The 18,698-nt window shown below is 35.4% G+C and carries 16 protein-coding genes and 1 pseudogene; 14 read left to right on the forward strand and 3 right to left on the reverse strand.

The window, feature by feature from the left end; all coding sequences use genetic code 11:
• The first annotated feature begins 77 nt into the window (after window positions 1-77).
• The 12 genes and pseudogenes from F606_RS0116355 to F606_RS21455 all read left to right on the forward strand — a co-directional run bounded on the left by F606_RS0116355 (window position 78) and on the right by F606_RS21455 (window position 15,829).
• On the forward strand, window positions 78-1,463 hold the full coding sequence (locus F606_RS0116355; protein ID WP_019554968.1) for an SLC13 family permease: 1,386 nt from the start codon (window positions 78-80) through the stop codon (window positions 1,461-1,463).
• A gap of 71 nt (window positions 1,464-1,534) precedes the next feature.
• The gene (locus F606_RS0116360; RefSeq protein WP_019554969.1) at window positions 1,535-2,098 is read left to right on the forward strand and encodes a UbiX family flavin prenyltransferase; all 564 of its coding nucleotides are present in this window, start codon (window positions 1,535-1,537) and stop codon (window positions 2,096-2,098) included.
• Window position 2,099: 1 nt separating this feature from the next.
• Complete coding sequence (gene lpdD, locus F606_RS21440; protein ID WP_019554970.1) at window positions 2,100-2,486, forward strand: prenylated flavin chaperone LpdD; 387 nt, start codon at window positions 2,100-2,102, stop codon at window positions 2,484-2,486.
• 1,104 nt (window positions 2,487-3,590) lie between these two features.
• Window positions 3,591-5,366: a CocE/NonD family hydrolase gene (locus F606_RS0116370; RefSeq protein ID WP_019554971.1), complete on the forward strand. Its 1,776-nt coding sequence runs from the start codon at window positions 3,591-3,593 to the stop codon at window positions 5,364-5,366.
• Window positions 5,367-5,992: 626 nt separating this feature from the next.
• Entirely contained in the window at window positions 5,993-6,376 is a 384-nt protein-coding gene (locus F606_RS22415; protein WP_281166779.1) for an SDR family NAD(P)-dependent oxidoreductase, read from the forward strand.
• A gap of 374 nt (window positions 6,377-6,750) precedes the next feature.
• A complete protein-coding gene (locus F606_RS0116380; protein ID WP_019554974.1) occupies window positions 6,751-7,176 on the forward strand; it encodes a MarR family winged helix-turn-helix transcriptional regulator in 426 nt (141 codons plus the stop codon).
• A 107-nt stretch (window positions 7,177-7,283) separates the two neighbouring features.
• Window positions 7,284-9,923 (forward strand): annotated as a pseudogene (locus F606_RS24015) (acyl-CoA dehydratase activase-related protein); the annotation flags it as partial.
• Between the two features lie 1,350 nt (window positions 9,924-11,273).
• Window positions 11,274-11,489: a hypothetical protein gene (locus F606_RS24020; RefSeq protein WP_407635983.1), complete on the forward strand. Its 216-nt coding sequence runs from the start codon at window positions 11,274-11,276 to the stop codon at window positions 11,487-11,489.
• A gap of 193 nt (window positions 11,490-11,682) precedes the next feature.
• Entirely contained in the window at window positions 11,683-12,006 is a 324-nt protein-coding gene (locus tag F606_RS21450; protein WP_083924074.1) for a flavodoxin family protein, read from the forward strand.
• Window positions 12,007-12,171: 165 nt separating this feature from the next.
• Window positions 12,172-13,305, forward strand: coding sequence for an HlyD family secretion protein (locus F606_RS0116395; RefSeq protein WP_019554977.1), 1,134 nt, complete (start codon window positions 12,172-12,174; stop codon window positions 13,303-13,305).
• Complete coding sequence (locus F606_RS0116400) at window positions 13,289-14,461, forward strand: ABC transporter permease (RefSeq protein ID WP_019554978.1); 1,173 nt, start codon at window positions 13,289-13,291, stop codon at window positions 14,459-14,461. Before F606_RS0116395 ends, F606_RS0116400 begins: the two co-directional genes overlap by 17 nt.
• Window positions 14,462-14,539: 78 nt before the next feature.
• Window positions 14,540-15,829: a TolC family protein gene (locus F606_RS21455; RefSeq protein WP_019554979.1), complete on the forward strand. Its 1,290-nt coding sequence runs from the start codon at window positions 14,540-14,542 to the stop codon at window positions 15,827-15,829.
• Between the two features lie 129 nt (window positions 15,830-15,958).
• Here the strand turns inward: F606_RS21455 and F606_RS23735 are convergent, their stop codons facing one another.
• The gene (locus tag F606_RS23735; protein ID WP_322786220.1) at window positions 15,959-16,264 is read right to left on the reverse strand and encodes a transposase; all 306 of its coding nucleotides are present in this window, start codon (window positions 16,262-16,264) and stop codon (window positions 15,959-15,961) included.
• Window positions 16,200-17,069 (reverse strand): IS110 family transposase, encoded by an 870-nt coding sequence (locus tag F606_RS22015; protein WP_245542137.1) that lies wholly within the window; start codon window positions 17,067-17,069, stop codon window positions 16,200-16,202. The genes F606_RS23735 and F606_RS22015 overlap by 65 nt, the downstream gene beginning before the upstream one ends.
• An 895-nt stretch (window positions 17,070-17,964) precedes the next feature.
• Between F606_RS22015 and F606_RS24025 the strand changes: the two genes are divergently transcribed.
• Both F606_RS24025 and F606_RS0116420 read left to right on the forward strand, forming a co-directional pair.
• Complete coding sequence (locus F606_RS24025; RefSeq protein ID WP_169558435.1) at window positions 17,965-18,210, forward strand: sigma factor-like helix-turn-helix DNA-binding protein; 246 nt, start codon at window positions 17,965-17,967, stop codon at window positions 18,208-18,210.
• On the forward strand, window positions 18,179-18,436 hold the full coding sequence (locus F606_RS0116420; RefSeq protein ID WP_019554981.1) for a helix-turn-helix domain-containing protein: 258 nt from the start codon (window positions 18,179-18,181) through the stop codon (window positions 18,434-18,436). Before F606_RS24025 ends, F606_RS0116420 begins: the two co-directional genes overlap by 32 nt.
• A gap of 79 nt (window positions 18,437-18,515) precedes the next feature.
• On the opposite strand, the gene F606_RS21465 is transcribed toward F606_RS0116420, so the two are convergent.
• Window positions 18,516-18,698: transposase domain-containing protein (locus tag F606_RS21465; protein ID WP_019554982.1), on the reverse strand; the 183-nt coding region annotated here is incomplete at its 5' end.

Consider the following 18,698-nt stretch of genomic DNA (forward strand, 5'->3'; position numbering starts at 1 on the left):
CGGTTATTCCTTAGCGAAGTATATAGTGTCATCACTAAGGGATAGCGCGCCTTATTTCTTGTAAGGAGGAAACAACAATGGGAAAAAATAAAGGAATCATCGGCTTCATTCTAGGTATTATTGTAGCGATTGCGATTTACTTTACTAATATTCAGGGATTGAGCAACGAGGGACATTTGTGCCTGGTCTTTTCTTTAATGACAGTAATTTTTTGGGCTTTTGGTATTGCTCAGCCAGGCTATACATCAGGGCTTTATTTACTCCTTTTAGCTGTATTTAAAGTAGCTCAACCTACTTTGATTTTTTCTACGTGGACCACTTCCATGATGTACCTCATCATTGGCGCCTATTTAATTGCGACTGCAGTTAAGGAATCTGGGCTTGGCGAAAGAATCGCTTACTGGTACATATCTAAATATGTTACCAATTTTAAGAGTATTATCATTTCTATTTTCGCCCTAACTTTCATTTTATCTTTACTTATCCCCCATCCTTGGCCACGTGCTTTTCTAATTATGTCTGTTATGGCCGTAGTTGTTAAAAGTGCCAATATTCCTCATGAAGATGCGGTAAAAATCGGGTTCACCGTATTTGCTGCTTCCATTCCAGTTTCCATGATTTTCTTAACCGGCGATGCGTCCATTAATCCTTTGGCTGCGGCAAGTTGTGCGCCTGAAGCAGTAGGATGGTTGGATTGGTTTAAAATTATGGGTTTGCCTATGATCATAACTAGTCTCATTACTATGTTCATGATTATGTACATGTTCAAACCTACTAAAGAAGTTGAAGTGAACAAAGATGAAATCGCACGGCAACGTGCTGAACTTGGTCCTATGACCGGTAAAGAAAAACGCACTGCATTCTGGGTTGTTCTAGCCATCATTCTTTGGATGACCGATACGATTCATGGTGTTGATATCGGTTGGGTTACCCTTTTCATTGCAGTTATGATGGCAATGCCAAAAGTTGGTGGCATTCTCACGCCCGGCAGTTGGAATGGTGTGCCTGTACAAACATTGCTCTTCTTAACTGCCGCTGTTGCTATAGGGCGTGTTGGCGCTGCTACCGGCATGAATGCATGGATTGCTCAAACTTTGTTGCCTAGCACGATTCCGGAAAACATGTTCGTTTTAGCAGCTTTCATTACTTTAGTTTCCATTGTTGTTCATCTGTGTTTTGGCAGCGTTATCGCTGTTATGGGTATTGTTATTCCGGCGATGCTAGCTTTTACACAGTCAATGGGTTTATCGACTATTATTCCGGTTATGATCGCTTATACTGCCATCAATGCCCACTTTATCCTGCCGTTCCATAATTTGGCTATGCTGGTAGGTACCGGTGAGGAGAACGGTATGTACTCAGAAAAAGAAACCATTAAATTCGGTGTTCCTTTTACGTTGGTGCTTTTTATTATTACTTGCGTTGTAGAAATACCATGGTGGAAAGTTATCGGTTTGTGGTAATAGGAAAAAGTAAGTCGTAAAACTTCTTTTTAAAACTTTTAAAGTTTCATTGATTTGAAGGGAGCTAAGTCATGCGATTAATCGTAGGTATCTCCGGTGCAAGCGGAGTAATTATGGGATATTATATGTTAAAAGCTTTAAAGCAGATCCCCGAAATCGAAGTACACTTAGTGATTACTGAAGGTGCTACAAAAAACTTCGAGTGCGAAACCGATTTGACTATAAACGAAGTGACAGTTTTGGCAGATGTGGTACATAGTAATATAAATATGGCAGCCAATATTTCTAGCGGTTCCTTCAAAACAGCTGGTATGATAATTATTCCTTGCAGTATGAAGACTGTATCTGGCATTGCTTCCGGTTTTGCGACGAATCTTCTTTTGCGAGTGGCAGACGTATGTATTAAGGAATGCCGTAAGGTAGTCATTGTGCCCCGTGAAATGCCCATGAGTAGAATTCATCTTCGCAATATTAAAGAAGCTGCTGATTGTGGCTGTATAGTAATCCCCCCCCTGTTAACGTTCTATAATGGCTCAAACTCTGTTGAAAAACAAATCCACCATATTATTGGAAAAATTTTAATGCAGTTTGACATTGATTATAAAGAATTTGTAGCGTGGGAAGGAGTTGAATAAGGTGTTTTCTACAAAAATTACTGTTGGTAGCAAGCCCTATGAAATTATGGCTGTGCTTACTTTGTGTGGAAAAGATGTCATAGTAACAATTGGAGGGGGAGATACACCACATATAGGAGCTGCGGCTTTAGCTTCATCTAGACCAAGTTTGAAAGATGATGGAGGGATTTCAGCAACGGCCTCAGTATTGTGCGCCATAGGACATAAGGAAGATGTAATTTCTAGAGAGACAGCACTACGCTTAGCCAGTAAACTGAATACTACGGTTTTGGTGTCCGTGGGGTTGCATCTCGATAATCCAGTGTCAAACGATATTGAGTTGATGAAAATGAATTTTCAAGAGTTGATAGACAAAACTGAAGATTGGCTGATAGAAAATAAACGTTAATTTTCACAAAAACAAAAATGGGCTGTCGCATGAAGTGGTTTTTCATTTCTACGGCGGCTCCTTTTTTCAGAACAAAACAGTTTTAAATCATTTTTAATATTGAAGGATAAAAAAAGACGTACGAAAAAAGCCCACATACTAATGGGTTTTTCGTACGTCTTTGAATGATTGAGCCAACGATAATAAGCAGAGTGCCTAATTTTAAGATATTCACATAATTTTTTTATTGGATAGCCTTTGGTTGAAGATAATTCCTTGATAGCTATTATAGGCTGTAAGATATTGTACTAAAGATAGCGATCCCTCCTCTCTAGTTCCCTTACTTTTTTAAATAGGTCATTCTCCATTTGTAGATCTGTGTTCATTCGTTCCAACTCTACAATTTTAGCCCTGCTGCTAGAATATAAACAGATCAATTTGAAATGAGAAATCTGAAAAATATAGTATAATTGTGACTAGCGTGAATGGTAACGTTTGGGTTAGAAAGCTCACAAGACAATGTGGAAATCCAAATAGCCTAAGCTTGGACAACTGCTAGGGTAAGAAAGCTACGGAGAACGTAAAGTGAATCACTGTAAGAATCGTTACGCTGGAGAAAGCGAAATAGGCTGAAAAACGCTTCGACCAAAATGGTGAGAAGTCAAGCACCGGCCAACTGGCAAACCAATGCGAATGGATGAAGAACTCCCGGCTTAAAGGTGGCTACTAATGCATCTGCATGATAAACTATATCCTATGATCTATTCGTTTTTTCTACCCTGTTTTGTGTTTACAAAACAGAAAAAGGTGCAATAGTGATTAGGTAAGAAAATGATTGACAGTTTCAGTAAATGGCTATAAAATTAATTTAGAGTTATTGTTGTCTATGACAACTAAATGGGGATGATGATAATAAATATACTCGATACAATTAGTTCCTTTATTAGTAGGACCCAGTCTGAACTGTAAAAACAAATTTTTTTTATTTAAAACCGTAGGGGGTTATGCCTAAACAAGTTTAACAATTCTTTTGACAGCCTCTGTACCTCGGTTTTCAAGTTCTTAGTAAGACTTTAATTTTCACCCCAGAATCCATGTAAATTACTTAATCAGGAGGAATCAGCTATGTCAACCAATTTTGAATCAAAAATTATCTATCGATTAGGGGCATCTCTTGATGCGCCGCAGTCTCGGTACCCTGGCTTTGCGCCGGGACGTAGTATTATCAAGGCAGGAAGCGTCATTAAGAAAGGTGCAGCTTCTATCGTCCAAGATTTAGTTTTTGACCGAGATGTCGCTGTTACATTGCGCGATGGTGTTCGGATCTATGCTGATATCTATCGCCCTGCCAATATTGAGGAGCCTATTCCAGCCATCATCGCCTGGAGCCCTTATGGTAAACACGATGGCTACATCAACTTCGAAGATTTTCCATATCGCGCCGGAGTTCCGCAACGAAAACTATCCGGTCTTGAAAAATTTGAAGCTCCCGATCCGAACTGGTGGTGTCCACGCGGTTACGCAATTGTAAATCCGGATATCCGTGGCGCATACAAATCCGAAGGGAAAATGGCGATTTGGGATCGTCAAGAAGGTGAGGACGGGGCCGATCTGATCGAATGGATTGCCTCACAAGAGTGGTGTAACGGCAAGATAGGAACAGCTGGAACATCATGGCTTGGAGTCGGGCAATGGTTCATTGCTGCCGAGCGCCCGCCACACCTCGCAGCCATTGCTCCGTGGGAAGGTATGGGAGATGTATATCGTTTCTGCTTTGGTGATGGCGGTATTCCCGATGCGGCCTTCATTTCGTGGCTAATGAAAAACACGCCTTCAGAAACCTGTATTGAGGACATCGTCGCAATGGTTGATCTTCATCCGGATTTCAACGCCTATTGGGCACGCAAACGTGCTGCTGTTGAGCAAATTGACGTACCTGTCTATGCTAACATGAGTTGGGGCGGCAAACTTCATGGCATGGGCTTCTTCGATGCATGGCATCGGCTGACTACGAAGGATAGCTGGTTACGCCTTGCCTGCGATCTCGAATGGCCGGGCTTCTACGACAATAAGCATCAAGAAGATCTGCGTCGTTTCTTCGATTATTTTCTGAAAGGACAAGAGAATGGATGGCGTGCAACACCGCCCGTTCGTTTGACTGTAGTCGACTTCGCCAACAATGATATCATTGACAGACCCGAGCGGGAGTTCCCTATTGCTCGCGCAATGCCGATAGATTTCTTCCTGAATGCAGAGAACCTTTCGTTGCAGGAAACCTGTCCGGAAACAGCTACCGTCAAGTATGATGCTGAAACAGGGGAGAGCCATTTTGATTTCACATTTGCCAAAGTTGTTGAGCTCAACGGCTATCCGGAATTGCATCTCTTCGTGGAAGCAGAAGGCTCTGACGATGCAGATATTTTCGTTAGACTTACCAAGTTATCGTCAAAAGGTGAGCCTCAGGGTCGTATCTTAATTCCAAAAGAAGAACCGGAGTACAATGCGATCTGGGATGAAGTCGAAGTCTTTACTACCGGCGTTGGTCGCAGTCTCTACTGTTATGATGGTCCTTGGGGTCGCATTCGCGCTTCACGTCGCGGTTTTATAACCAATCCACGTGAGATACCGAAATACAACAGTGCCGAGGAGCGACTTTCGCCCGGTGAGGTTGCCGAAATTAAGCTGACGCTTGCTCCGACCGCCATGATGATTCATCCTGGGGAAACACTGCGATTGACGATCTCTGGCAAAAATCTTGTTGCTTGGCAGCTCCCAGGAGGAGCAAACCCCGTTGCACTACGTAACCAAGGTAAGCATGTGCTTCATACCGGTGGTGCTCGACCAAGCAGGGTGATCCTCCCGATAATAGCCGATCATTTTTCAAAAATATTGGGTAAATAATTTATCGAGGCGGCTGGTGAACAGCCAACATTGACGGCGTTTTGTTAAGATATTTAGCCGTGTGGTTGCCAAATGGCTTTTACATACTTTGGGCGAAAGCCATGATAAAATCTTACCAAGAACTTGAAAACTGAGGTGCAGAAGATGTCAAAAAGCTTGCTTAAATGGAAATATTTCGTGAAAAAATTATAGTGTTGTACGTTTACTGGTATCTTAAGTATCCCCTCATCAATGGAAGAATCAGAAACCAATTTGTGGCCTTGAAATTATGTATATGATCAAGAAAGGGCAGATTGAAGAAATTTAATCTGTCCTTTCTGAGGTTGCTTTGATAAACTGCACCTTTCTCTGTTTTGTGAACACAAAATAGGGTAGAAAAAACGAATAGATCATAGGATAGCTTAGTTTATAGTGATATTCTTAGTTATAACAGCCACTGTGAACACCTCTGTATGATTTGGTTTGGTTATCATACACGAGTTCTCACATTGGTTGTTTATTTTTATTTACTTTTGCTGTTGCATTTCATTTTACAATGGATCAAAACATTATGCTGATGAAATATGGAAATGGGGCGCTGCGAAAGATCTTTGAAATAAATAAGTATATGTACTAATTTTCGGCCAATTGTATGTGATATTACTAAAATACAAGATATTAAGAAATTAAATCAAATACTACAGATGGAAAAACCAGAAATTAAAATTCTCATTAATTCTGCAGGGATAGGTAAATTTGGCTTATGGAAAGACATTTCCTTGCAAGATAGTATAAATATGATTGATCTTAATTGTAGAGGGACTGTAGTGCTTACCCAAATCAGCATTCCGTTTATAATGAAAGGTGGAAATATTTTAGAAATTTGTTCTACCGCTGCCTTTCAGCCATTGCCATATTTTAATATTTATGCTGCAACAAAAAATTTTTTATATAGTTATAGTTGTGCTTTGCATAAAGAGTTGTCTTGTGATAATATATCGGTCACCGCAGTATGTCCATATTATAAGTGATACTAATTTCATTAATGAAGCAAAAAAGAATGGAGATAAAAATTGCATAAAAAATTTTCAGTTTGCCTTAAATACAAAAGCGGTAGCATCAAAAGCATTAAGAGATGCAATGCTTTTGAAAAGTGTTTCGACTCCAGGCGCTATAAGCAGTTGGCAATATATTTTAACTAGGGGCGTTCCAGACAAAATAATTATGAAATTTTGGAATTGGTTTCGTAAATTATCAATAAAATAGTAATTATTATAAAACCAGAAGTTGACAAATATATTAAATAAATATAAAATTAGTTTGTCAATGACAATAAAATTAAGTCTACCTATTAAAAGTAAAGTTAGTTTGAGAGTTATTATAATAAATATATGGAGATTTTATAATGTTATATGAAATAGATACAGTTGGGTTTTTTATTAGTAGAGCGCAAGCAAATTTGAGAAAAAGATTTCTTAAAAATTTACGGTCTTACGATATTACCCCTGAAGAATGGGTTTTATTTGTAAGGCTTTCAGAAGAAGAGGGGATTTCGTTAACGGATTTATCTAAAACGTCATTAAGAGATAAACCATATACAAGTCGGCTTGTTGATAAAATGGAAAAAAAAGGTCTTATAAGAAAAGAAGAAAGTCAAAATGATAAACGTTCGTCTTCAATTTATCTAACTGAAAAAGGAACTACAAGTAGAGAGGAAATTAATTTAGTTATTATAGAATTGAATCGTTGGGAAATGGAAGTGTTTAGTAAAAAAGAAATTGAAGAGCTGAAATTTTTATTAAATAAATTATATAAACATGTAAAATTTTAAGTTATAAAACTTAAAATTTTTTGCTTATATAGTTGTCATAGACAATTATATAAGCAAGACATTTTTTATTTTTAGTGAGGTGTTTTGAATTGAACAATGTGCTTAAAGTGGGGCTGGATATTGGATCGACTACTATAAAGTTGGTAATACTTAATGAACAAAATGAAATTATTTTTAAAGACTATAGAAGGCATTTTTCTAATATTATTTCTACATTAAAGTCGTTAGTTGATATGGTTCATATAAAATTTCCCAAAAGAATGCTTGTTGTAACGGCTACAGGATCTGCGGCTATGAAATTAGCAGAAATTATGCAGATATCATATATTCAGGAGGTTATAGCGTGTACCAAAGCAGTAAAAACATTTATTCCAGAAACGGATACTGTTATTGAATTAGGCGGGGAAGATGCTAAAATAACGTATTTGAAAGACTCTTTGGAGCAACGAATGAATGGTGTATGCGCTGGAGGAACCGGTGCCTTTATTGATCAAATGGCCATTTTATTGAATACGGATGCCACTGGTTTAAATGACTTAGCTAAGGAATATAAAAACATTTATTCAATTGCATCTAGATGTGGTGTTTTTGCAAAAACAGATATTCAGGCTTTGATGAATGAAGGTGTGGCAAAAGAGAATATTGCTGTGTCTATATTGCAAGCTGTGGTAAATCAGACAATTGGAAGTTTAGCACAGGGAAGGCCAATATCAGGTAATGTTGCATTTTTAGGTGGACCGTTGTATTTTTTATCAGCATTAAGACAGAGATTTATAGAAACGTTACAGTTAAATAACGAACAAGTTATAACTCCGAGAGACTCACAATATTTTGTTGCAATAGGTGCAGCGTTAGCTTCTAATCAAAAAACGATATATTCGAATGATTTATATCAATCAATGTCTAATGTATATAATATGAAAGTTAATAACACCAATAAGCTTCCGGCTTTATTTGCAGATAAGGAGGAAATACTTAAGTTTCAGCATCGCCATCAACAGTATTTTATTCCTGAAGAAGATATAAAACAATATAAGGGAAAGGCTTATTTGGGCATAGATGCTGGATCAACAACAACGAAAATCATATTAATAAGTGAAGACAACAAGATCTTATATTCGTTTTATTGCAGTAACAAAGGAAATCCATTAGATTCTATAGTTACTATGTTAAAAAAAATGTATTTTATTTTACCCCAAGAAGTGAACATTATTGGTTCCGTAGTTATAGGCTATGGGGAGCGTTTAATTCAAAAAGCGCTACAAGTAGATCTTGGTGAAGTTGAAACAATAGCACATTTTAAGGCAGCTAATTCTTTTTTACCTGGAGTAGATTTTGTTTTAGATATTGGCGGACAAGATATGAAAAGCTTTTTTGTTCACGATGGCGTAATAGATTCTATTATGTTAAATGAAGCATGTTCAGCTGGTTGTGGATCTTTTTTAGAAACTTTTGCAAACTCAATAGGCATGGAGATTCATGAATTTGTATCATTAGCAATACAGGCATCTAATCCTACAGATTTGGGAACACGGTGTACCGTATTTATGAACTCAAAAGTTAAGCAGGCACAAAAAGAGGGGGTGAGTATCGGTGATATTTCAGCGGGTTTAGCGATATCTATAATAAAAAATGCATTGTTTAAAGTAATCCGTTTAAAAAATGTAACAGATTTAGGTGAAAAGATAGTTGTTCAAGGTGGAACTTTTAAAAATGATGCTGTTTTACGAGCGCTAGAAAAAATACTCGGAAAACACGTTGTACGACCTAATATACCTGGGCTTATGGGAGCTTATGGTGCAGCCCTTATAGCAAAGGAAAAACTTCAACATCAAAAATGCTCTAATTTGCTTAATTTAGAAAACTTAAATAAATTTTCTTTTCAAACAAGAAATCGACGTTGCAGTTTGTGTGGGAACCATTGCTTGATAAAAGAACAATGGTTTTCAAATGGAGCAGTATATTATACGGGAAATCGCTGCGAGCGAGGTACAGGTATTATAGAATCCCGAGGAGAAGAAGCTCCTAGCATTTATAAATTCAAGTATCAAAGACTCTTTCAATATAAATCACTAGAGAAAAACGTGGCAATTCGGGGGGCAATCGGTATTCCGAGAGTTTTAAATATGTATGAAGATTATCCCTTTTGGTTTACTTTCTTTACATCGTTGAAATATCGTGTTGTTTTATCTGCAAAGTCATCTGCACAAATACATCAAATGGGTTTAGAAACAATACCTTCTGAAACTGTCTGTTATCCAGCAAAATTAGCACATGGGCATATTGTAGATCTTGTAAAAAAAGGTGTAAAAAAAATATTTTACCCATGCATTTTTCATAGTCAAGAAGAACACGGTGAAAAGGACAAACTTTATAATTGTCCAGTAGTGACGTCATATCCAGAAAATATAAATGCAAATATGGAAATATTAGAAAAAGAAAATGTTAAATTTATGCATCCATTTTTACCAATGAATAATCGAAGAAGATTAATTAAGAGATTGCAGCAGGAATTGTTTGATGAAAATATATCATATAGTGAATTGGTTATTGCTGTAGATAATGCATACGCAGAAAAAAATGCATATAGAAAAGCTGTCAACGAAAAAGGAAGAGAAATCTTAGAGTATATCGCTATGCATGGTGGTAAAGGTGTAGTATTGGCTGGACGGCCATATCATATTGATCCAGAAATAAACCACGGATTACCCGAATTAATACAATCATTTGGAATACCTATATTGTCAGAGGATTCTGTTGAGGCTCTATGGGAAGATGAAGAATCTTTACGTGTAATTGATCAATGGGGATATCATTCAAGACTTTATAAAGCTGCTATCTTAGTTAGTGAATATCAATATCCAGAGTTGGAGATTATTCAGCTGAATTCATTTGGATGTGGTTTAGATGCGATAACAATGGATCAAGTAAAAGAAATATTGAATAAATATGGGAAAATATATACATCCATTAAATTAGATGAAATCAATAATTTAGGTGCAGCACGCATTAGGCTGAGGTCATTATTTGCATCATTACAAGAAAGAAAACAAGGATTTTATGTGGAGCCAAAAAGTTTATATTTTGAAAAGCCTATATTCACAAAAGATAAGAAAAATTATACGGTTTTGGCTCCTCAAATGTCTCCGATGCATTTTCAGTTTTTACAAGTTTGTTTAAAAAAAGCTGGGTACCATATAATTATTCCTAAAGTGAAAAAATCTTCAGCCATAGAAGAAGGGTTAAAATATGTGCATAATGATGCCTGCTATCCAGCTGTTTTAGTGATTGGACAAATGATAAGTGCTTTAAAATCAGGGGAATTTGACTTAAAAAAAACAGCTATTATAATGACGCATACAGGAGGGGGATGTAGAGCAAGTAATTATATTGCTTTATTAAGGAAAGCGTTAATGGATTCTGGCATGCCGGGAATTCCAGTGATATCTTTGAACGGTGAAAAATCACCAGGATTTTCGATGACATTGCCATTACTTCGTGATTTAGTTATGGCGATATTGTACGGAGATCTATTGATGAATGTCACTTATAGGCTTCATCCATATGAAAAGGTAAAAGGGTCAGTTGAGCGAGTATATTCAAAATGGGTAAATATATGTAAAAAATCATTACTCATTGGAAGTAAAAAAATATTTACGAATAATATATATGAAATTGTAAAAGATTTCGATTCGCTACCTATCCATAATGATAAAGCTAAAATCAAAATAGGCATTGTTGGAGAAATATTGGTTAAATATCATCCTTGGGCTAATAATCAACTTGTAAATTTATTGGAAAAAGAGAATATGGAGATTATACTGCCAGATTTATTGAGCTTTTTTCAGTACTCAATATACGATAAGATAGTAGAATATGATTTATTGGCGGGTTCATTAAGAGCAAAAATAAAAGCAAAAATTTTTATTAAGATATTAGATTTTTATCATAAAAATATACAAAAAGCTCTTTTGAATAGTGACAGGTTTAAGCCTTCGCATACAATAGAAGAATTAGCTGATTTATCCAAGAAGTATTTATCATTAGCAAATATGACAGGAGAAGGTTGGTTATTAACAGCAGAAATTGTAGCATTGTTGGAAGAGGGAGTAAATAATATTATTTGTGTACAACCATTCGGTTGTTTACCGAACCATATTGTTGCAAAAGGAATGCTAAAAAAGTTGCGTAAAGACTATCCCAAGGCAAATATTCTTGCTTTAGATTATGATTCAGCTATAAGTGAAGTGAATCAAGTAAACCGTATAAAGCTTATGATTGCTATAGCAGATAGAAATTTGAGCTTAGAATAATATGTTTTAAGGAGAAAATTTTTAGATATATTTAAATAATATTAAATATAATAAGTTTGTATAGAATGAATTTGTCAATGACAATAATAATCATATGATATTTCATGGATTTTTAAAGAAGTACTATAAAATAGTTATTGTTGATAATTATTTTAGCACATTTACAAAATTATTTGGTTGATCTATAAGGAAAATGATGAAAATTATGGCGTTTATAAGTAGTTCACATGAAAATGGAAATACCGAAAAATTAGTAGATACTATTTGTAAAGAGGCTGGATTCAATGGGCATAAGATCGAAATATATAATTTATCAACTATTAGCAATAACGGCTGTATAGCAGATAATGAGTGTCAGTTGAACATGGTGAAGGGAGATGCTATTGATGATATTATATTTCATATCTTTTTGAAAATGGAGATCGCAGATTTGATCATTTTAGGAACACCTATTTATTTTGAACAAGTTAGTGGATTGACAAAAAATTTGATAGATAGAATGCATCTGCTTTTTTGATTGTAAAGCAAGAACCTCAATGCTAGCAAAGAAAAAGTAGAGATGTTTTTTTGAGATAATGGTTGTCATTGACAAACATTATCTCAAATATGAAGATAAAATTATTTTTAATGAAGTATATATTTAAGATTTATCGGAATGTGTAGATTTTAGGAGGATGAAGTGATGGAAGTTAGCCAAAAGACAAAGAGAACTTGTATAATTTTTCTTGGTTTATTAATAGTAGGTATTTTGGGACTCATTTTGGAAGGACAAGACGCAATAACGATTGCTGCAGCAAAAAAAGCAGGAATTCTTACATCAGAACAAGTGAATGTTGCCTTTCAAAGAGTTGGTGGGCGAATAGTAAAAAAAGGCGTTGAGGAATCACAGCTTGTTAAAAAGGGAGATATTTTAATGGAGCTGGATTCGAAAGACACAGATTTGGCAATACAACAATTAGAAACACAAATTGCAGAAATTGATGCGAAAATTAAACAAAACAGTAATGGAGTAGATATTAACTATAAAAAGACAGATACGAAACAGCAACAAATGTATCATGAAATCGAACAACAAAAAAACGCATTAAATGCAGCAGAAGCTTCATTTACAGAAAAAAGTCTTAATAATGATCGTATGAAGAACTTGTTAGCATCGGGGGCAATATCGGAATCGGAATATGATGTAGCATTGATGAACTATAATGTTGCAAAAGCGAGTGTAGGACAACAACGCAGTGCGTTGGGAAAAATGGTTACGGGTAGCTCAGACGAAGAAAAGTCGGTGCTATTATCAAATGGTAGCGCTAATGGAATGAATTTGGATGTAATTGACAATGATAGAAGGGATATTGATAATCAGCATAATGTTGTTGCTCAACTGATACATCAAAAAGAAAATTTAATAGTTCAGTTAGAAATGAAAAAGGTAGAAAAAGAGCGGTTAACATTGAGAGCTCCTGAAGACGGAAAAATTTTGAAAGTGATTGTAAAGGAAGGCGAGCAAATAGCAGCAGGAAGCCCCGTAGTATTGTTAGAAAGCAATCGTTGGTATTATGATATTTATCTTAGTGAAGATACAATACACAAACTTTCTGAAGGTAGTGAAGTGATTGGAACTGTTAAATCACTTAAAGAACCTGTTATAGGAAATATCCGTTATATTATGGCTGCACCGGGATTTGCTGACTTAAAAATGAGTCGAGAAAAAGGTCAAGCTGATTTAACTAGTTTTCAAGTAAGAATATATGTTACGCCAATGGAAAACTTACTTCCGGGGATGACAATTGAGGTGAATGAAAATGAACTCCATTCGTGATGAATTAGAATTTATTCTTTCTGGCAGAACCATACCATACCATAAAGTAGCAATTATCCTGATGTTAGTCGTTACATTGATTTTAGGTGCAATGATTAGTAATAATACTATTTTAGAAGGGAAAATTGCTATTATTGACATGGATAATTCTAAATATAGTAGAGACCTTATCGCAAAAATAAACGCCTCTGAATATATAAAAGTGACAGAAGTCATTCATTCTCCGGTGTCTGCTGATAAACTTCTTTATCATGGCAAAAATTTGGGCGTAATATATTTGCCGCAAGGCTTAGAAGAAGCACGATGGAAAGGCGATAATTCTATACATATAGGAGCTTTATATGATCGAACGAACTCGGCACAATGTGCTGAGTTGACAATGGCTATAAATGGAATTATTCAAGGCGAAAATGGAGAAATTGGTGGTCCGCGTATTGGAAAAATGGGACTGAGTTCAGAGCAAAATGAAGCGATTATAGCGGGAATCGGAATTAGCGATAGGCAGTTGTTTAATCCAACAGGGTCTATGGCAGATGGAATTGTGGTAGGCTTGTTATATTTTCTTTCTACCATTATATATACTCTTGTTGTTTTGCAAATTGCTGCACATTTAAAAATTAGAAATAAGTGGGAGGAAGAAATTCTTTCAGGAAATCCATTTCGTTTACTGGGAAGGTTAATTCCATATGCTGTAATGTTGATTACTGTATTAATTTTTGGAATGGCAATACTTAGATGGGTTCAAGATTTTAGATTTGCAGGGAATCTTTTGGCATATATGTTTAGTTTAATTATTTTCTCCATGTCTATGGGAATGGTTGGATTAATATTTGGGTGGTCCGCCAATGATCCTAGTACTGGATCTAGTAAAATGATTCTGTTAGTTCCTCCTGGATTTATTTTTGGTGGGATGACATTAGCAAGAGCTTATTTGTCTGATTGGGTTGCAATTGTTTCTAAACTTTGGCCTCTTACGTGGCAATTTGATTTTTTGAGAGATTTTGCTATTCGTGGAGCTGTGCTGAGTGATATGTATATTCCTTATTGTGAATATATTTTATATATGTTAGTGATTGCAGCAATTTTTTTTGCAAAATTTTTTAAAGAGTATAATCGCTTGATGGAAAATAAAAAATGTGAAAATTCAACTCTATAAAAATTGGTGCCAGTTTAGTTTTTATTAAAGCGTTTATGAGAAAAGTTACATTAAGAAAAAATGAATGCAGGTGAATTTATGTTAAAGAAAAAAATTACTACAATTTGTTTGTTTGGATTGTTTATGGGTTGCTCCATACACGGATTTGCTGCTGAACATGAAAATACTTTAAATTTAAATGAATGTATAGATAAAGCATTGAAGCAGAATCAACAAATAAATATGGCTGCGCATGGATTGGAAGCGGCGAAATGGCAATTAGCAGAGATGAAAGGGGCTCGAGAATTCAGCTTAAACTTTTCACATACAAGTTCGAAAATAGGAGGGGAATATTGGAGTGTGTATCATATTGAAAATGTTCCATCAAGCTACTTTACCAATAGTTTTTCAGCATCTATGCCGATTTATACAGGTGGACGTATAGAAGGTGGGATTGATCAAGCGAAACTTGGTGTTGAAATTAGTGATTTGGGTTTGCAAAATACAAGACAACAGATTAAGTATCAAGTAACTCAGTCTTATTACATGATTTTGGCTTGTCAAAATTATGAGGACGCAAAAGCAGAAGCAGTAAAACAATTGCAGGAGCATTTAAAGAATGTAAATGAACAATTTGCAGTAGGGGTTGTTGCAAGAGCAGATATTCTTCGTTCAGAAGTTGCATTAGCAAATGCACAACAAGAATTTGTAACGGCTAAAAATAATACAAAGATAGCGAAATCTTCGTTTAATAAATTGCTTGGAAATCCTGTGCAAAATGATGTATCAATTACAAATGATATGCAGTATATACAATGTGATTATGTTTTGGACGATTGTATAGCATACGCCTTTGAACATAGACCAGATTATTGTGCGGCACAAAAAGAGATTTTACAGGCAAAAGATGAAATGAAAATTGTGGCTGCAGGAGATAAACCGAATGTTGCACTTATAGGGACTTATGGAACTTATGATACGAAATTTAACGAATTTGATACGAAAGAATGGCAAGCTGGTATTAATATTAGCCTGAATATATTTGATGGAAATGTTACAAAAGCAAAGACAAAAGAAGCAAGTGCTAAGTTAGCACAGGCAGAGGCGGGAGTAAAAGATGAGACAGCTTCGGTAGAATTTGAAGTGCAACAAGCATATCTTAATATGCGAAAGGCAGAAAGTAATATTACTACAAATAAGGCTGCCGTAGCAAAAGCCCAAGAAGACTTTGTACTTGCAGGAGCAAGATATAGTGTTAATTTAGGAACTAACTTAGATGTTGTTGACGCACAAGTTGCCTTGACAAACGCTAAAAACTTATACATAGGGTCACTTTATGACTATAATGTTAGTAAAGCAGCGCTCGAACGTGCTATGGGGAAATTTTAATGATGATAGAGTATAGTAAATCGCTTGAAAAATAAAGTCCAGCGGTAATATGCCAATCACAAAAAAGAAAAAACATCTTATTAAACTTTGTAAATGTAATTTTTTTATAGAGTGCAATTTCGAAAGAAATTAATATTTTTCCAGTGTAATATATAGTCGATTGTCTTTGCGCAGAGCAAAGACTAACCGCACCAATTTACGGGCAGTTAATGCGAATGCACGTTTGAATTGACACTTATTAACCTCTTTGAATTTGAGATTGTAGAAATGCTTAAACTCTGAGTCGCATCTCACAAGCGAAAAAGCAACTTCAGACAAGTAATACTTCAAATAACGATTGACAGAACGTATGAGTCTTGTGTTTTCAGCTTCAAAAGATCCAGATTGATTGAGTCCAAGCAAGACCAGCATATTTAGCAAGCGAAGCTTGTCCATTAATAGAAGTAAGGGTATTCGGAATAATTGCCAATTGTTCAGCGATGACAAAATCCAAAGATTTAATTTGCTTTTCTATAGCTTTCATAGAAGAAATAGAAAGAGACAATACTTGGTTCACAGAGTTATTTACCGTTTTGGGTAAGCGGTAAGAACCTCTGGCAGCTGCTTGGATGGATTTAGCCAAACCTTCAGGATCAGGAAAATGATTCTTACCTTTCTCTTGGATAAAGGCAGTAAGATCATTTAAATCCATATAAGCAAATTCATCAGGAGAAGAAAAATCTTCATAAACAGACAAAGCCGTTGCATCAAAGGTATTGGAAAACACTTTTTCCTGAACTAAAGAAGAACACTTCATAAAGAGATAATTCATGAAACGCTGCTTCTCTTTAGTAAGATTCTGAACTGCAAAAAAGCGGGAACGAGTAAGAGTTTGCAAAGCTTTATAGTGATAGTCGTCGAGATAAACTTCGTTTTTAATACGACCAAAGCGCAAAGCATCTGCAATAATATACGCGTCAACAGAATCGTTTTTAGGAAGATCGGGATAGGCTTCCTTGAATTTCTTGACTTGTTTAGGATTTAAAACATGAATTTTAGGATGAAAAGGAGCAAGGAAGCCATCTTCCAGAAGAAAGCAAACAAAATTATCTCCGTAAATAGAAGTAGATTCAAGACCAATGACAACATCGGTTAGAGATTCTTTAGTAAGGGTAGAGACGATGCGATTAGATAAAGACTTGGCACCGCCAAGATTATTATTTACAGAAAACGAGCTAAAGTTAGAGCCATCGGGTTTCATGATAAAAATTGAAGTCAATCGACTTGATAATATCCATGAAACGCAGAGCATCAACACCCTCGCATATAAGAATCTAACCAGAGAAAATCCAATGCGAACCTCACTGCAAGAAGGCGGATGTTGGACTCTGGAAAACAGCCAGCGGTTTAAAGCTAATTTCTGGTTCAGAGGAACAGACTCTCTATGAAGCAACTCAAAATAATGAGTTCAACAGGAGAAATAAGAACTTTAACTGATTGACTTGAGCCAATTATATCATGGGTATTTTAAACTTCAACTGCACTAAAATCTTAAAATGCTTGCGTTGAGCAAATTCGGTTTAAGTTCTTTTTGTTACCATATTATCATACGGAAAGCTCTTTATATTTAATGAAAGTTTAATATCAAAGATTTTGATTGCTTTATAGTAATTGAATTTTTTCTGAGAAGTCCTTTGTGATAAAGGATACTGTCTGGAAACTTATTTTTCTGGCTCTGGTTAAAACTATTTGAAAATGAAATGACTACTTTAATTCTCTGATAAATTAATGGGAAGTAAAGTGGTTTTTTTATTTTTTAGATGAAAAATTACATCCGCTTTGCCAAAAAAACTTTTTACATTGTTTTAGTTATATGAAGGGTAAATGCAGAGAGTAGCTCTGCGAACAAAAGTAGATAAAACAAAATAGGCGTTCGCATAACTCTCTCTTTTTGTCGCGAAGGGATGTGATATGTTGGAATGCCAAGAGCGTTTTGATAGCTTTTGTAAAAAAGTTTTACGAAACCATGCCCGTAATTATGATCAAATACTGCAGCGGCGTAGAAAGAAAGAATGTTTTTCAGAAGATATTTGCAAAGATAAAAAATTTCAGCATTTTTTTCTGTAGATCCTATACAAGATTCTTATGTATTTCGCGTGTTGGGCATAGAAGTAACTGTAGAAAATGAATTTCTCGGTGCCGCTTTACAAAAATTATCTGATGATCGGAGGACAATAGTTTTATTGGCGTATTTTTTTAATATGACGGATTGTGAGATTAGTACATACCTGAATCTTATTCGGCGAACTGTATCATATCGCAGGGATGCTACTCTAAAGCAACTAAAAAAATATTTGGAGGATTATGTAAATGAGAAAAAAAGAGAGCATGAAAAAATCTAAAAGAAAATATTCATTGATTCCGCTTAAAGTTATTTTATCAGCTATAAAAGGAGAAGAAGTTGCATTAAAGCAAGTGCTGAATCATTATGAATGCTATATTATGATGTTAGCATCTAAAGAGTTATATGATCGATATGGAAATATTTATATTTTTGTGGATTATGAATTAAAAGCTGAATTACAGAATAAACTTGTTGCGGGAATATTAAAATTTCGTATCGTTTAATATATGATGGTCTTAAAATTTTTTAATGTATATTATTTTATAAGGTAAGCGTCAAAAATGCCGTTACCTTGACAACACGTCAGTTGGTAACGGCATTCGTTTTGCAGTAAGCTGGAACGAAATTCGGCATTAATCGTTGCAGTGCCTCAACATCATTTCGTATATTCCAGTTTGGTGCATTTTTGAAAATATAAGTCAAATATGCATATGGATTTAAACCATTTTCTTTTGCAGTTTCTATAATGCTAAAAACAATGGCACT

The organism is Propionispira raffinosivorans DSM 20765, assembly GCF_000381065.1.
GTDB lineage: Bacteria > Bacillota > Negativicutes > Selenomonadales > Selenomonadaceae > Propionispira > Propionispira raffinosivorans.

Bases quoted from the DNA above. Each gene is read 5' to 3' on its own strand.
- F606_RS0116355 (WP_019554968.1), top strand. From the start codon at position 78: ATGGGAAAAAATAAAGGAATCATCGGCTTCATTCTAGGTATTATTGTA.
- F606_RS0116360 (WP_019554969.1), top strand. From the start codon at position 1,535: ATGCGATTAATCGTAGGTATCTCCGGTGCAAGCGGAGTAATTATGGGA.
- F606_RS0116370 (WP_019554971.1), top strand. From the start codon at position 3,591: ATGTCAACCAATTTTGAATCAAAAATTATCTATCGATTAGGGGCATCT.
- F606_RS0116380 (WP_019554974.1), top strand. From the start codon at position 6,751: ATGTTATATGAAATAGATACAGTTGGGTTTTTTATTAGTAGAGCGCAA.
- F606_RS21450 (WP_083924074.1), top strand. From the start codon at position 11,683: ATGATGAAAATTATGGCGTTTATAAGTAGTTCACATGAAAATGGAAAT.
- F606_RS0116395 (WP_019554977.1), top strand. From the start codon at position 12,172: ATGGAAGTTAGCCAAAAGACAAAGAGAACTTGTATAATTTTTCTTGGT.
- F606_RS0116400 (WP_019554978.1), top strand. From the start codon at position 13,289: ATGAACTCCATTCGTGATGAATTAGAATTTATTCTTTCTGGCAGAACC.
- F606_RS21455 (WP_019554979.1), top strand. From the start codon at position 14,540: ATGTTAAAGAAAAAAATTACTACAATTTGTTTGTTTGGATTGTTTATG.
- F606_RS23735 (WP_322786220.1), bottom strand. From the start codon at position 16,264: ATGGACAAGCTTCGCTTGCTAAATATGCTGGTCTTGCTTGGACTCAAT.
- F606_RS22015 (WP_245542137.1), bottom strand. From the start codon at position 17,069: ATGAAACCCGATGGCTCTAACTTTAGCTCGTTTTCTGTAAATAATAAT.
- F606_RS0116420 (WP_019554981.1), top strand. From the start codon at position 18,179: ATGAGAAAAAAAGAGAGCATGAAAAAATCTAAAAGAAAATATTCATTG.